10 protein-coding genes are annotated in these 14,435 nt (G+C 72.1%); 9 read left to right on the top strand and 1 reads right to left on the bottom strand.

Annotation, left to right across the window (positions count from 1 at the left end; all coding sequences use genetic code 11):
• The first annotated feature begins 24 nt into the window (after positions 1-24).
• The 5 genes from NDW01_RS19525 to NDW01_RS19505 all read left to right on the top strand — a co-directional run bounded on the left by NDW01_RS19525 (position 25) and on the right by NDW01_RS19505 (position 8,095).
• On the top strand, positions 25-951 hold the full coding sequence (locus tag NDW01_RS19525) for an LLM class F420-dependent oxidoreductase (protein WP_252822563.1): 927 nt from the start codon (positions 25-27) through the stop codon (positions 949-951).
• A gap of 70 nt (positions 952-1,021) precedes the next feature.
• Entirely contained in the window at positions 1,022-2,644 is a 1,623-nt protein-coding gene (locus NDW01_RS19520; protein WP_252822561.1) for a serine/threonine protein kinase, read from the top strand.
• 65 nt (positions 2,645-2,709) lie between these two features.
• Positions 2,710-4,149: a 3' terminal RNA ribose 2'-O-methyltransferase Hen1 gene (locus tag NDW01_RS19515; RefSeq protein WP_252822559.1), complete on the top strand. Its 1,440-nt coding sequence runs from the start codon at positions 2,710-2,712 to the stop codon at positions 4,147-4,149.
• The gene (locus tag NDW01_RS19510) at positions 4,146-6,740 is read left to right on the top strand and encodes a polynucleotide kinase-phosphatase (RefSeq protein WP_252822557.1); all 2,595 of its coding nucleotides are present in this window, start codon (positions 4,146-4,148) and stop codon (positions 6,738-6,740) included. Before NDW01_RS19515 ends, NDW01_RS19510 begins: the two co-directional genes overlap by 4 nt.
• A gap of 197 nt (positions 6,741-6,937) precedes the next feature.
• Positions 6,938-8,095: a GDSL-type esterase/lipase family protein gene (locus NDW01_RS19505; protein WP_252822555.1), complete on the top strand. Its 1,158-nt coding sequence runs from the start codon at positions 6,938-6,940 to the stop codon at positions 8,093-8,095.
• 107 nt (positions 8,096-8,202) lie between these two features.
• Here the strand turns inward: NDW01_RS19505 and gndA are convergent, their stop codons facing one another.
• Positions 8,203-9,627, bottom strand: a complete 1,425-nt coding sequence (gene gndA, locus NDW01_RS19500; RefSeq protein ID WP_256512410.1) for an NADP-dependent phosphogluconate dehydrogenase — start codon at positions 9,625-9,627, stop codon at positions 8,203-8,205.
• A gap of 311 nt (positions 9,628-9,938) precedes the next feature.
• Here gndA and NDW01_RS19495 point away from each other — a divergent pair, with 311 nt between their 5' ends.
• The 4 genes from NDW01_RS19495 to NDW01_RS19480 are packed head-to-tail and all read left to right on the top strand — an operon-like array spanning position 9,939 to position 14,423.
• Positions 9,939-11,033, top strand: coding sequence for a sugar ABC transporter substrate-binding protein (locus NDW01_RS19495; RefSeq protein WP_252822553.1), 1,095 nt, complete (start codon positions 9,939-9,941; stop codon positions 11,031-11,033).
• A 60-nt stretch (positions 11,034-11,093) separates the two neighbouring features.
• Positions 11,094-11,879, top strand: coding sequence for an ATP-binding cassette domain-containing protein (locus NDW01_RS19490; RefSeq protein ID WP_252822551.1), 786 nt, complete (start codon positions 11,094-11,096; stop codon positions 11,877-11,879).
• Positions 11,880-11,886: 7 nt separating this feature from the next.
• Entirely contained in the window at positions 11,887-13,200 is a 1,314-nt protein-coding gene (locus NDW01_RS19485; RefSeq protein WP_252822548.1) for a sugar ABC transporter permease, read from the top strand.
• A 56-nt stretch (positions 13,201-13,256) separates the two neighbouring features.
• Positions 13,257-14,423 carry an ROK family transcriptional regulator gene (locus NDW01_RS19480; protein ID WP_252822546.1) on the top strand — a complete coding sequence of 389 codons (1,167 nt, stop codon included), beginning with the start codon at positions 13,257-13,259 and terminating at the stop codon, positions 14,421-14,423.
• Positions 14,424-14,435 lie beyond the last annotated feature (12 nt).

Genomic DNA, 14,435 nt, shown 5'->3' with positions numbered 1-14,435 from the left:
CTGCGGAGTAGAAGGATGGGTGCCATGCTTCTGCGGATCTTCACTGAGCCCCAGCAGGGGGCGAGCTACGACACTCTGCTCCGTGTCGCCAAGGCCACCGAGGAGTACGGCTTCGACGCGTTCTTCCGCTCTGACCATTACCTGAAGATGGGTGACGTCAGCGGTCTGCCGGGCCCGTCCGACGCCTGGATCACCCTGGCCGGACTGGCCCGGGAGACCCGGCGGATCCGTCTCGGCACGCTGGTGACCGCCGCGACCTTCCGGTTGCCCGGTCCGCTCGCCATCTCCGTGGCGAACGTGGACCAGATGAGCGGAGGACGCGTCGAGCTCGGGCTGGGCACGGGGTGGTTCGAAGAGGAGCACACCGCGTACGGCATCCCGTTCCCGAGCCTGGGGGAGCGTTTCGACCGGCTGGAGGAGCAGCTCCAGATCGTGACGGGGCTGTGGGAGACGCCGACCGGCAAGTCGTTCTCCTTCCGCGGCGAGTACTACCGGCTGGAGGACTCGCCCGCGCTGCCGAAGCCGGCGCAGCCCCGCCCACCGGTGATCATCGGAGGCGTCGGCGCGAAGCGGACGCCCCGGCTGGCCGCGCGGTACGCCGACGAGTACAACGTCCCGTTCAACGGCCTGCGCGAGACCAAGGCCGCGTACGAGCGCGTGCGGGCCGCCTGTGAGCAGGGCGGCCGGTCCTGCCAGTCGATGACCTTCTCCGCCGCACAGGTGGTGTGCTGCGGGCGGGACGACGCGGAGATCGCGCGCCGGGCGGAGGCGATCGGCCGCAAGGTCGACGAGCTGCGCCAGAACGGCCTGGCCGGGACCCCGTCCGAGGTCGTGGAGAAGATCGGGCGGTTCCGGGAGATCGGTGCCCAGCGGATGTACCTCCAGGTGCTCGACCTCGACGACCTGGACCACCTCGAACTCATCGCGAGCGAGGTCCTTCCCCAGATGTGATCGGCTGACGTCCTGATCGCCCGGCATCGGAGTATGCCGGGCGATCGCCTTTTTGAGGCAGAATCCCGGCATGCCCTCTCTGCAGCCGTTGGCCGCCCAGGACCCCACGGAGGTCGGCGGGTACCGCCTGCTCGGCCGCCTCGGGGAGGGCGGCCAGGGAGTCGTCTGCCTCGGTGAGTCGCCGGCGGGCGAGCGGGTGGCCGTCAAGCTCCTGCGGTCCGCCGGCGACGCGCGCGAGCGGCGTTACTTCGCCAAGGAACTGGCCGCCGCGCGGAAGGTGGACCCGTTCTGCACGGCGCGGATCCTCGCGGCCGACGTCGAGGGCGAGGTGCCCTACATCGTCAGCGAGTTCATCGACGGCCCGTCGCTGCGTCAGGTGGTCGGGGATGGCGCCCCGCTGCGCGGGTCGGCGCTCCAGCGGCTGGCGATCGGCACGGCGACCGCCCTCGTCGCCATCCACCAGGCGGGGGTCGTGCACCGCGATTTCAAGCCGGCCAACGTCCTGATGGGGCCCGACGGGCCCCGGGTGATCGACTTCGGGGTGGCGCACGTCGTCGACGCGACCATCAGCGGGCACATCACCGGCACCCCGGCGTTCATGGCGCCGGAGCAACTGCGCAACGAGCCGCCGGGGCAGGCGGCGGACATGTTCGCGTGGGGCGGGACGATCGTGTACGCGGCCACGGGCCGTGCCCCGTTCGGCCAGGACCACCTCGGGGCGGTGGTGAGCCGGATCCAGCACGCGCCGCCGGATCTCGGCGACCTCGAGGGGCCGCTGCGGGAGATCGCGGCGATCTGCCTGGACAAGGACCCGGCCCGGCGGCCGTCGGCGCGGCAGGCCCTGGCCTGGCTCCTCGGCGAGGAGCCGCTGCCGTCCTCCGGGCAGGCCCCGGCGCCGACAGTGGCCGGGCCGACCCTCCGATGGGCCCCCGGATCCCCGCCGGGCGCGGCGCCGCCCGTCACCATGCCCCGGACGGGTCCGTACGGGCCGGGGACGGGCCCGTACGGACCCGCGGGCGGTCCGGCCGTGCCCCGGCCACGGTCCGCCGGGAGGACGGCGCTGCTCGCGGGCACCGGAGTGCTGGTGGTCGTGGCAGTGCTGGTGGCCGTCGCCGTCACGCTCGTCCCCTGGAACACCGGGACCGGCCGCGCCCGGAAACCGACGCCCACGCCCACTCCCACGCCGACGCCGACGAACGTCACGTGGTTCGGCCACCTGGGACTGGCGCTCCGACCCGGCTGGGCCGTCAGCGCCACCGATGATTCGGGAACTCACGTACTGACCCAGCCCCAGTCGTGCCGCAGCCCCCGGGCGAACTTCCTGGAGAGCGACTGCGCGGGATTCTGGATCATGGGGCCGGACCAGATCAGCACCGGCGCGTACGGTCAGCGAAGCTATCAGCCCGGCCACATGTACTACCCGAACGGCGGGGTCGTGCCGTGCGCCGGCCTGCCTCACACCATGCTCGTCACGCCCGACAAGGCCGTGGCGACCGAGCCGCGCCCCGTCGGCTCGCGCAGCGCGACCTACAGCGAGTACACCTACACCTGCCGCGAGGATTCGGGCGCCCACCGGGACGTCTCCTTCCCCTCGCAGCGCGAGTGGTATCTGCCGGAGCAGCAGGTCCTGATCATCGACAGGGACTCGATGCCGGAGCTGTCGGGGATCCTGCAGAACGCGGTCTGGCGATGACGAGGCCCGCCGCTCACGCGGAAAATCGGTAGGGCTCAGGGCGGGCGTCCGGGACACTCTGCCGTGTGCTGCTGACGATCACGACGACCGCGCGCCCGGCCACCGACCTCGGGTACCTGCTGGTCAAACACCCGGAGCGGGTGCAGACGTTCGCGCAGTCCTTCGGGACCGCGCACGTCTTCTACCCCGACGCGTCACCCGACCGGTGCACCGCGGCCCTGCTCCTCGACGTCGACCCGATCAAGCTGGCGAAGGCGCGCAAGACGCCGGACCTGTCCCTCGGGCAGTACGTCAACGACCGGCCGTACGCCGCGTCGTCCCTGCTGGCGTCGGCGATGGCGAACGTCTTCCGCACCGCGATGCGCGGCGCGAGCCGGGACCGCGCCGAGTTGGCGGCCACGCCGATCCCGCTGGCGATCACGCTGCCGGCGCTGCCGTGCCGGGGCGGTCCCGAGGCGGCCCGCCGGCTGTTCGAGCCGCTGGGCTGGCGGGTGACGGCGCGGCCGGTCCCGCTCGACCCGGAGTTCCCGCAGTGGGGCGACTCCCGGTACGTCACCCTCACGATCGAGGGCGAGCTGAGGCTGTCCGACGCGCTGAACCAGGTGTACGTGCTGCTGCCCGTCCTCGACGATTCGAAGCACTACTGGATCGCCCCCGACGAGGTCGACAAGCTCATCCGGGCGGGTGAGGGCTGGCTGGCGGCCCACCCGGAGCACGGACGGATCACCCGCCGGTACCTCGCGAACCGCAGGGGCCTGGTCCGTACGGCGCTGGCCCGGCTCGCCGACGCCGACGACCGCCCGGACGACGCGCTCGACCGCGACCCGATCGACGAGGAACCGGCCGCGTCCGATCCGACGGCGGCCGAGGCGGGCGACGCGGAGACCGGCACCGAGGCGGCGACCCCGCCGGTGCCGCTGGCCGAGCGCCGGATCCAGGCGGTGCTCGACGTGCTGCGGGCCGAGGAGGCGCAGCGGGTCATCGACCTCGGCTGCGGCTCCGGGAGGCTGCTGTCCCGGCTGCTGCAGGACCCGTACTTCCGCTTCGTCGCGGGCACCGACGTCTCGCCGCGCGCCATCATGATCGCCCAGCGGCGGCTCAGGGTCGGCCGCCTCCCGCAGGCTCAGGAGGAGCGCCTGGACCTCTTCACCGCGGCGCTCACGTACGCGGACGACCGGTTCCACGGGTACGACGCGGCGGTGCTGATGGAGGTCATCGAGCACGTGGACATGCCACGTCTGCCCGCCGTCGAGCGCGTCGTCTTCGGCGACGCCCGGCCCCGCGTCGTGGTCGTCACCACACCGAACGCCGAGCACAACGTCCGCTACGAGGGCCTCACCGGGTTCCGGCACCCGGACCACCGGTTCGAGTGGACCCGCGCCGAGTTCCGTGAGTGGGCCGCGCGGGTCGCCGGGGCGTACGGCTACCAGGTCCGGTACGTCCCGGTCGGTGACGACGACACGGAGGTCGGCCCGCCGACCCAGATGGGGGTGTTCACACGATGACCGAGCTGGGGAGTCCGGGGATCGAGGTCCCGGAGCTCAGGATCCCGGAGATGGCGCTGGTCGTGCTGGTCGGGGTGTCGGGCTCCGGCAAGTCGCACTTCGCCCGCCGGCACTTCGCGCCGACGCAGGTGGTCTCCTCGGACCACTGCCGGGGCGTCGTGTCGGACGACGAGAACGACCAGTCGGCCACCGCCGACGCCTTCGACCTGCTGCACTACATCGTGCGCAAGCGCCTGCGGCGCGGCCTGCTCACGGTCGTGGACGCCACGAACGTGCAGCCGCGCTCGCGCGAGCAGCTGGTGCGGATCGCCAAGGAGCATGACGTGCTCGCCGTCGCGATCGTGCTCGACGTGCCCGAGTCCGTCGCGATGGAGCGCAACGCCGCCCGGGCCGACCGCGACCTGCCCGACCACGTCGTGCCCCGGCAGCGCCGCGAGCTGCGGCGCGGGCTGCGCGGCCTGCACCGGGAGTTCAAGCGCGCGTACGTGCTGCGCGGCGAGGAGATCGACCGGGCCGTCGTCACGTACGAGAAGCCGTGGTCGGACCGGCGGCGGCTCACCGGCCCGTTCGACCTGATCGGCGACGTGCACGGCTGCCGGGCCGAGCTGGAGGACCTGCTCGCCGAGCTCGGCTACGTGATCGAGCGCGACCCGCTCGGCCGCCCGGTGGGCGCCGCGCACCCCGAGGGCCGGACCGCCGTCCTCCTGGGCGACCTGGTCGACCGGGGACCGGACACCCCCGGCGTGCTCCGCCTCGCCATGGGCATGGTCGCCGCCGGAACCGCGCTGTGCGTCCCCGGCAACCACGAGAACAAGCTCGTGCGCGCGCTCAAGGGACGCAGGGTCACGGTCGGCCACGGGCTCGCCGAGTCGCTCGAACAGCTCGGGAACGAACCCGAGGAGTTCCGCGAGGCGGCCCTGGCCTTCATGGACGGCCTCGTCAGCCACCTGGTCCTCGACGCAGGGCGCCTCGTCGTCGCGCACGCCGGGCTCAAGGAGGCCTACCACGGGCGGGCGTCGGGCCGCGTACGGTCGTTCGCGCTGTACGGCGAGACGACCGGGGAGACGGACGAGTACGGGCTTCCGGTGCGGTACCCGTGGGCGAACGACTACCGGGGCGAGGCCATGGTCGTGTACGGCCACACCCCGGTGCCCGAGCCGGAGTGGATCAACAACACGCTGTGCGTCGACACCGGCTGTGTCTTCGGCGGCCGGCTGACGGCCCTGCGCTACCCCGAGAAGAGCCTCGTCTCGGTTCCGGCGCACCGGGTCTGGTACGAGCCGGTCCGCCCGCTGGTCCCGGAGGCCGAGGCGGTCCCCGGCTCGCACCGGGAGTCCGGGGTACTGCGCGTCACGGACGTACGGGAGGCGGTCGAGACCCGGCTCATGGGCCGCGTCAGCGTCCGCGACGAGAACGTCTGGCCGGCCCTGGAGGTCATGAGCCGGTTCGGCGTCGACCCCCGCTGGCTCGTGTACCTGCCGCCGACGATGGCCCCCGCGCCGACGTCCGCGCTGGAGGGGTACCTGGAGCACCCGGCGGAGGCGTTCGAGGCGTACCGGCGGCAGGGCGTCGCGCGGGTCGTGTGCGAGGAGAAGCACATGGGCTCGCGCGCCGTCGTGGTCGTCGCCCGCGACGAGCGGACCGCCGCCGACCGCTTCGGGGCCGACGACGGCACGACCGGGGCGGTCTACACGCGGACCGGCCGGGCGTTCTTCCCGGACCCGGCGATGACCGAGGAGTTCCTGGCGCGGGTACGGGCGGCCGCCGGCGGCCTGTTCGCCGACCTCGGGACCGGGTGGCTCGTGCTGGACTGCGAGCTGATGCCCTGGTCGGCCAAGGCCGTCGAGCTGCTGCGCACCCAGTACGCCGCGACCGGCGCGGCGGCCCGCGCCGCCCTGCCGATGGCCGCCGACGCCCTCGACCGCGCCGCCGCGCGGGGGCTCGACGTGGCGGCGCTGCGGGACCGCGTCGCGCGCCGTTCGGCCAACGCGGAGCTGTTCCGGGACGCCTACGCGCGCTACTGCTGGCCGACGGAGGGGCTGAAGGGGCTGCGCCTGGCGCCGTTCCAGGTGCTGGCCGGAGAGGGCCGCTCGTACGCCGAGCGGGACCACCTGTGGCACCTGGAGGCCGCCGACCGGCTGGCCGCCGCCGACGAGGAGCTGTTCGCGCCGACGCGGTCGCACGTCGTCGACCTGAACGGCGACGAGGCCGCGGCGGTCGCGTGGTGGACGGAGCTGACCGCGGCCGGCGGCGAGGGCATGGTCGTCAAGCCGCTGCCGCCGGCCGGGGGCGGTGCGGGCCCGGCGGACGCCGGGCCGGACGGGGAGCGCCGCCTCGTACAGCCGGGTCTGAAATGCCGGGGCCGGGAGTACCTGCGGATCATCTACGGGCCGGACTACACCGAGCCGGAGCACCTCGACCGGCTGCGGCAGCGGTCGCTGGGCCGCAAGCGGTCCCTGGCCATGCGGGAGTACGCCCTCGGTCTGGAGGCCCTCGACCGGCTCGCGGCCGGAGAGCCGCTCTGGCGGGTGCACCAGGCGGTGTTCGGCGTGCTCGCGCTCGAGTCCGAGCCGGTGGATCCCCGCCTCTGACCAGGGGCGCGCGCGGGAGGTCGCGGGCGCGACCTCCCGCACGGCGTCCTCGTGGCCTTCGGCGCGGGGACGCCCATGTCCTCCCGCGCGGTGCTCCTGTGACCTTCGACGCGACGTCTCCGCGACCTTCCGCGCGGCGTCTCCGGGGCCGTACGTTCGGTGGTGGCCGCTCCCCCCGGAACGAAAGGTCGATCGAAATGCCACCTGCCGACGTCCCCCTGCTCGATGGTCCCGTCGAGATCCGCGGTGCGCTGGACCTGGAGCGCACCGCGGCCGGGCTCCGGCCCCGGCGGCTGCCGAGCTGGACGAGGTCGCAGATCCCGAGCCCGTTCTGCGAGCTGGTGGTGGCCATGCCGTCCGGCGTCCGGATGGTGTTCGTCACCGAGGCGACGGGGCTGGAACTCGACGTGCTGACCACCAAGACGCTGGCGTTCACCGGCGAGCCGAACCCCGGCGGCGTCTTCGCGCTGGTCGTGGACGGTGTGCCGGCCGAGCGGGTTCCCACGCCCGACGGCAACGTGCTCGCCCTGGACCCGTCCGGGATCAAGCCTCCGGACGTCACGCCGGGGCAGCCCGCCACGGTGCGCTTCGGCCCGCTGCCGCCCGGGCGCAAGCAGGTCGAGATCTGGCTCCCGCAGAGCGCCCAGGTCGAGCTGATCGCGCTGCGCGCGGACGGGCCGGTGCATCCGCCGGAGCCCGATCCCCGGCCGCGCTGGGTCCACCACGGCAGCTCGATCAGCCACTGCATGGAGGCCGACGGCCCCCTCGGCACCTGGCCGGTCGTCGCCGCGCACGCCGCCGACGTGAACGTGCTCAACCTCGGGCTGGCCGGCAACGCCATGCTCGATCCGTTCACCGCCCGGACGATCCGCGACCTGCCCGCCGACATGATCAGCCTCAAGCTCGGCATCAACGTCGTCAACGGCGACACCATGCGGCTGCGGGCCTTCGAGCCCGCCGTCCACGGCTTCCTCGACACCGTGCGCGAGGGCCATCCGGACACGCCGCTGCTGGTCGTCTCGCCCATCCTGTGCCCGATGGTGGAGGACCTGCCCGGCCCGACCGTCCCCGACATCGAGGACGGGACCGTGCGTTTCCGCACGGCGGGCGACGCGGCGCGGCTCGCCGAGGGCGCCCTGAGCCTCTCGGTGATCCGGGAGGTCCTGCACCGGATCGTGGGCGAGCGCTCGGCCGCGGACCCGAACCTGCACTACCTGGACGGGCGTGAGCTGTTCGGCGAGTCGGACGTCGCCGACCTGCCCGACGCGCTGCACCCGAACGCCGCCGGGTACCGCCGGATGGGGGAGCGCTTCGCAGCGTACGCCTTCGGCACGGGCGGCCCGTTCGCCCGCTGACACGCGACCGGCCGCCGGCGTCCGTACGGACACCGGCGGCCGGATGGACGGAGGGACCACTGCGGCCGGATGGACCGGATGGCCCGGATGGACCGGCGCGGCCGGGCTCAGTCCGCGGAGACCTCGCGGCCGTCCTCGGACCACAGCGTGTGGAAGACGCCCTCGCGGTCGGTGCGGCGGTAGGTGTGCGCGCCGAAGAAGTCCCGCAGGCCCTGGAGGAGCGAGGCGGGGCCGCGCTCCCGGCGGAAGCCGTCGTAGTAGGCCAGCGCCGAGGAGAACGCGGGCGTGGGAACGCCCAGCTCCACCGCCGTGCGCACGACCTTCCGCCAGGCGTCCTGGGCGCCCGCGACGGCGTCGCGGAAGTAGTCGTCCAGGAGGAGGTTGGACAGCTCCGGGTCGCGGTCGTAGGCGTCCTTGATCCGGTCGAGGAACCGGGCGCGGATGATGCAGCCGCCGCGCCAGATCGTCGCCAGCGTGCCCGGCTGGACGTCCCAGTCGTACTCCTTCGACGCGGCGCGGATCTGCTCGAAGCCCTGCGCGTAGGCCACGACCTTCGAGGCGTAGAGCGCGTCGCGCACCGCGTCGACGAAGTCGTCTCCCGCCTGCCCGGCGGACGGGCCCGGCAGGATCTTCGACGCCTTGGTCCGCTCGTCCTTGCGGGCGGACAGGGCGCGGGCGAACACCGCCTCGGTGATCGCGGTCACCGGGACGCCGAGCTCCAGCGCCGACTGGGCGGTCCAGCGGCCGGTGCCCTTCTGCTCGGCCTCGTCCAGGATCACGTCGACGAGCGGCCCGCCGGTGGTCTCGTCGGTGTGCGCGAGCACCTTGGCGGTGATCTCGATGAGGAACGACTCCAGGTCGCCCTCGTTCCACTGTTCGAAGACGCGCGCGATCTCCGGGGCGCTCAGCCCGGCGGCGTGCGTGAGCAGGTCGTACGCCTCCGCGATGAGCTGCATGTCGGCGTACTCGATGCCGTTGTGGGCCATCTTCACGTAGTGGCCCGCGCCGTCCGGGCCGATGTAGGCGCAGCACGGCGTGCCGTCCACCTGCGCGGCGATGGCGGTGAGGATCGGCTCGACGGGGGCGTACGCCTCCTGCGGGCCGCCCGGCATGATGCTCGGCCCGTTCAGAGCGCCCTCCTCGCCGCCGGAGATCCCGGCGCCGACGAAGTGGAGGTCGTGCTCGGCGAGCTCGGCGACGCGTCGCCGGGTGTCCTCGTAGTGCGAGTTCCCGCCGTCGATGATGATGTCGCCGGCGTCGAGGAGCGGGATGAGGTCCTTGATCACGGCGTCGACGGGCGCACCCGCCTTGACCATGATGATGATCCGGCGAGGCCGGTCCAGCGCGGCGACGAACTCCTCCAGGGAGTAGGCGGGCGTGAAGTCGCCCTCGTCGCCGTGGTGCTCGATGAGCTGCTTGGTGCGGCTCTCGGTTCGGTTGTGCACGGCCACCGGGAACCCGTGCCGCGCGATGTTGCGCGCGAGGTTCTGGCCCATGACGGCGAGCCCGGTGACACCGATCTGGCTACCCATGATGCCGACACTAACCGCCCCGCCCCGGCGGCCACGCGCCCGGCTCGCATTCCGCGGCGTACCTGGGAAAACAGTTTCCCGTCCATCGGGCGACCGCTCCGGAGCGCGGCGTCATGGGGGCCCGGAAACGACTTCGCCGAATCGGTTGCTCTGAGTGACTTGATGCCTGCTGAGTGTTATGTGACGAGAAGATTTCGATGTCGTAACCGTCGGATTTCTCCGGCTTCCTACCCCTATACGAACTCAGGCCAGCGGAATACGTTGTGCGCCCAAACAAACCGTTCCTGGGGACCCCCGAAGAAGGTGTCGACGTGATCTTCAAGCGCACGGCCTGTATCGCCGCTTTCGCGGCCATGGCGACCGCCGGCCTCGCCGGCTGCGGCGGCAGCGACAACAAGAGCGACTCCAAGGGTGGCGGCTCGGCCAAGGCGAAGGCCAAGGTCGGCGTCATCCTCCCGGACACGAAGTCCTCCGTCCGCTGGGAGAACTTCGACCTCCCGGTGCTCAAGAAGGAGTTCGCGGCCGCCGGCATCCCCGCCGACATCCAGAACGCCGAAGGCGACAAGCAGCGGATGCAGACGATCGCCGACCAGATGATCACCAGCGGCGTGACCATGCTGGCGATCGTCAACCTCGACTCCAACTCCGGCGCGGCGATCGAGCAGAAGGCCAAGGCTCAGGGCGTCCAGACGATCGACTACGACCGGCTGACCCTCGGTGGGTCCGCCGACTACTACGTGTCGTTCGACGGCGTCCAGGTCGGCCGGGTCCAGGGCCAGGGCCTGCAGAAGTGCCTGGGTGACAAGAAGTCGAACATCGTCTACCTGGACGGCTCGCCCACGGACAACAACGCCACCCTGTTCAAGCAGGGCGCGCACGAGGTCCTGGACAAGGTGTCCAACTACACCAAGGTCGCCGAGCAGGCCGTGCCCGACTGGGACAACCAGCAGGCCGCCACGATCTTCGAGCAGATCTACACGCAGCAGAAGGGCAAGGTCGACGGTGTGCTCGCCGCCAACGACGGCCTCGGCAACGCCGCGATCTCGATCCTCAAGAAGAACCACGCCGGCAACGTCCCGGTGACCGGTCAGGACGCGACCGTCCAGGGTCTGCAGAACATCCTCGACGGCAGCCAGTGCATGACGGTCTACAAGCCGAACAAGCTGGAGGCCGACAGCCTCGTCCAGGTCGTCACCGCGCTGGCGAAGGGTCAGAAGCCCCAGACCAACGCGACCTCCAACGACCCGCAGGGCCACCGCCAGGTGGCGTCGATCCTGCTGAACCCGGTCCTGATCACCAAGGACAACGTGAAGCAGGTCGTCACCGACGGCGGCAGCGGCATCACCGCCGCCGACCTCTGCAAGGGCGCCTACGCCGCCAAGTGCAAGGCCGCCGGAATTCAGTAAGGGACGAGGGGCGCCCGGGTCACCGGGCGCCCCATCGCGCCTTTTAGGGAGTACGCAGCGTTGTCTGACAACGGAACCCCGGCCCTCGAGCTGGCGGGGATCAACAAGAGCTTCGGAGCCATCCATGTGCTCCACGACATCGACCTCGCGGTCTACCCCGGACAGGTGACCGCCCTCGTCGGCGACAACGGCGCCGGCAAGTCCACGCTGATCAAGTGCATCGCCGGCATCCACCCGATCGACTCGGGCCAGGTGAGGTTCAACGGCAAGCCGGTGAGCATCAGCGGCCCCCGCGACGCCGCCGACCTCGGGATCGAGATCGTCTACCAGGACCTCGCCCTGGCCGACAACCTCGACATCGCCCAGAACATGTTCCTCGGCCGGGAGCGCAAGAAGGGCATCGTCCTGGACGAGGCCGGCATGGAGCAGGCCGCCCGCGAGACGCTGGCCAGGCTCTCGGTGCGCACCGTCAAGTCGGTCCGCCAGCAGGTGGCGAGCCTGTCCGGCGGCCAGCGGCAGACCGTCGCGATCGCCAAGGCCGTGCTGTGGGAGTCCAAGGTCGTGATCCTGGACGAGCCGACCGCGGCGCTCGGCGTCGCGCAGACCCGGCAGGTCCTCGACCTCGTGCGCCGTCTCGCGGAGACCGGCCACGGCGTCGTGCTGATCTCGCACAACATGAACGACGTCTTCGAGGTGGCGGACCGGATCACGTGCCTGTACCTCGGCCGCGTCGCCGCCGACGTCAAACGGTCCGAGGTCACCCACAGCCAGGTCGTCGAGCTGATCACCACGGGCCGCTCGGGTGACCTGGGCCTCGCCCCCTCGACCGCGGCAGAAAGCATCTGAGGTTTACATGTCCACCGAAACCCCCGAGCCGAACGTGGTCGAGCCGGCGCCCGAGAAGCGGGCGGCGACGGCCACCCTGGCGGACTCGGACTTCTCGGCCGACACCCGTCAGCAGACGGTGTCTTCGGCGCTCAGCGGTTACGTCGTCAAACTGCGGTCCGGAGACCTCGGCGCGCTGCCGGCGGTGTTCGGGCTCGTCGTCCTGATCATCCTGTTCTACGGGCTGCGCCCGGAGACGTTCCTCAGCAAGGGCAACATCGCGAACCTGCTCGTGCAGGCGCTGCCCGTCACGATCCTCGCGATGGGCCTGGTGTTCGTCCTGCTCCTCGGCGAGATCGACCTGTCGGCGGGCGTCGCGAGCGGCGCGTGCGCGGCGGTGATGGGCAAGCTCCTGGTCGACGGAGGCCAGCCCTGGTACGTCGCGGTGCTCGCCGCGGCCGTGACCGGTCTGGTCATCGGCGCCGCCATCGGCGCGCTGGTCGCCATCGTGCGCATTCCATCGTTCGTCGTGACCCTGGCGTTGTTCCTCGGCCTGCAGGGCATCGCGCTGAAACTGATCGGCGAGGGCGGGACCGTTCCCGTCCACGACAAGGTCGTCTACGCGCTGGCCAACAAGTACATGCCGGTCTGGCTGGGCTGGACGATAGCGGTCGTCTGCGTCCTCCTGTTCGCCGCCGTCAGGCTGCTGCGCTGGCAGCGGCAGAACTCCAAGGGCCTGTCCAACCAGCCCCTGGCGCTCGTCGTCGTCCAGGTCGTCCTGGTCGCGATCGCGCTCCTGGGCGGCGCGTACATCCTCAACCTGAACCGTGCGCGCACCCCGCTGGCGCCGTTCTTCGGCGGCATCCCCTGGGGCGTGCCCCTGGTCGCGGTCCTGCTCATCATCTGCACGTTCGTCCTGAGCCGGACCGCCTACGGCCGTCACGTGTACGCGGTCGGCGGCAACGCCGAGGCGGCGCGGCGGGCCGGCATCAACGTCAACCGCATCCGGATGTCCGTGTTCATGATCGGTTCGCTGCTCGCCGCGATCAGCGGCATCGTGGCGGCCTCCCGCCTGAACTCGGTCACCCCGGACGCCGGTGCCGGCAACACGCTGCTGTACGCGGTCGGCGCCGCCGTCATCGGCGGCACCAGCCTGTTCGGCGGCAAGGGCAAGGCGCGTGACGCGATCCTCGGTGGTCTGGTCATCGCGATCATCGACAACGGTCTCGGCCTGCTGGGTGCGAAGGCGTACGCGAACTACCTGATCACGGGTGGGTTCCTGTTGCTCGCCGCGAGCATCGACGCTCTGGCCCGGCGCCGGCGCTCCGCGACCGGCCGCTGAGCTCCGTGGGCGGCCCGGTGACACGGCGGCGCATCCGCGGATCGACCCAGGACGACGTGCGTCGTCACAATCTGGGCGCGATCCTGACGGAGGTGCACCGGCACGGATGCCGGTCCCGGGCCCAGCTGACCGCGGAGATGGGGCTCAACCGGAGCACCATCGGCGACCTGGTCAGCGAACTGGTCGACGCGGGTCTCGTCCTCGAGCGCTCCGCGAGCGCTCGGGGACGGGCCGGCCGGCCCTCACTGGAGGTGGTGCCCCGCCCCGAGGCCTCCTACGTCCTCGCCGTCGACCTCGGCGTCCGGCACATGGTGGTGGCGCGGGTCGGGCTCGGCGGGCGCGTGCTCGACCGGGTCGAGGCCGATCCCGGGCGGGACTGGAGCGACCTCGACACGACGGTCGACGCGATCGTCGAGACCTCCGGCCTCCTCCGGGAGGCGGCGCCGGACGGCGCCCGCTGCGTCGGCGTCGGCCTGTCCGTTCCCGGCGTCGTCCGCCTGAACGACGGACTCCTGCGCTTCGCCCCGAACCTCGGCTGGATCGACCAGCCCCTCGGCGCCCGGCTGGGGGAGCGGCTCGACCTGCCGGCCTTCCTCGCCAACGACGCCGACCTCGGCGCGCTCGCCGAGCACTGGCGCGGCGCCGCCGTCGGCTACGAGCACGTCGTCGTGATCTCCGGGGAGATCGGCCTGGGCGGCGGCATCCTCGTCGGCGGGCGACCGCTGCGCGGCCGCGGCGGATACGCCGGCGAGATCGGGCACCTGCGCGTCAATCCGAACGGACGGCTCTGCCGGTGCGGCTCGGTCGGCTGCCTGGAGACCGAGACCGGCGTGGAGTCCCTGCTGATCGCCGCCGGCCGGCCGGCCAGCGGCGGCCTGGAGGTCTACCGTGCGGTGCTGGCCGAGGTCGCCGCCGGAGAACCCAAGGCCGTGGCGGCCGCCGCGCGGGTGGCCCGCTGGCTCGGGATCGGCGTCGGCATGCTCGTCAACACCTTCAACCCCGACATCGTCGTGCTCGGCGGGCCGCTCGGGGAGCTGTTCGCCCTGACCGAGGACGTCGTACGGGAGAGCGTCGCCCGGTCGACCCTCGTGGCACCGCGCGAGCAGGTACGGATGGCGGCCTCCGTGCTGGGCTCGGACGCCCAGCTGATCGGCGCCGCCGAGCTGGCCTTCGCGCCGCTCCTGGAGGACCCGATCGGGGTCCTCACCAGCCTCGCCGCCTGACTCTCCCGCAGG

Source organism: Actinoallomurus soli (assembly GCF_024055715.1).
GTDB lineage: Bacteria > Actinomycetota > Actinomycetes > Streptosporangiales > Streptosporangiaceae > Actinoallomurus > Actinoallomurus soli.
The sequence above is the reverse complement of the archived record's forward strand: the minus strand, read 5'-3'. Positions and strand labels throughout refer to the sequence as shown.

Bases quoted from the DNA above. Each gene is read 5' to 3' on its own strand.
- NDW01_RS19525 (WP_252822563.1), top strand. From the start codon at position 25: ATGCTTCTGCGGATCTTCACTGAGCCCCAGCAGGGGGCGAGCTACGAC.
- NDW01_RS19520 (WP_252822561.1), top strand. From the start codon at position 1,022: ATGCCCTCTCTGCAGCCGTTGGCCGCCCAGGACCCCACGGAGGTCGGC.
- NDW01_RS19510 (WP_252822557.1), top strand. From the start codon at position 4,146: ATGACCGAGCTGGGGAGTCCGGGGATCGAGGTCCCGGAGCTCAGGATC.
- NDW01_RS19505 (WP_252822555.1), top strand. From the start codon at position 6,938: ATGCCACCTGCCGACGTCCCCCTGCTCGATGGTCCCGTCGAGATCCGC.
- gndA (WP_256512410.1), bottom strand. From the start codon at position 9,627: ATGGGTAGCCAGATCGGTGTCACCGGGCTCGCCGTCATGGGCCAGAAC.
- NDW01_RS19485 (WP_252822548.1), top strand. From the start codon at position 11,887: ATGTCCACCGAAACCCCCGAGCCGAACGTGGTCGAGCCGGCGCCCGAG.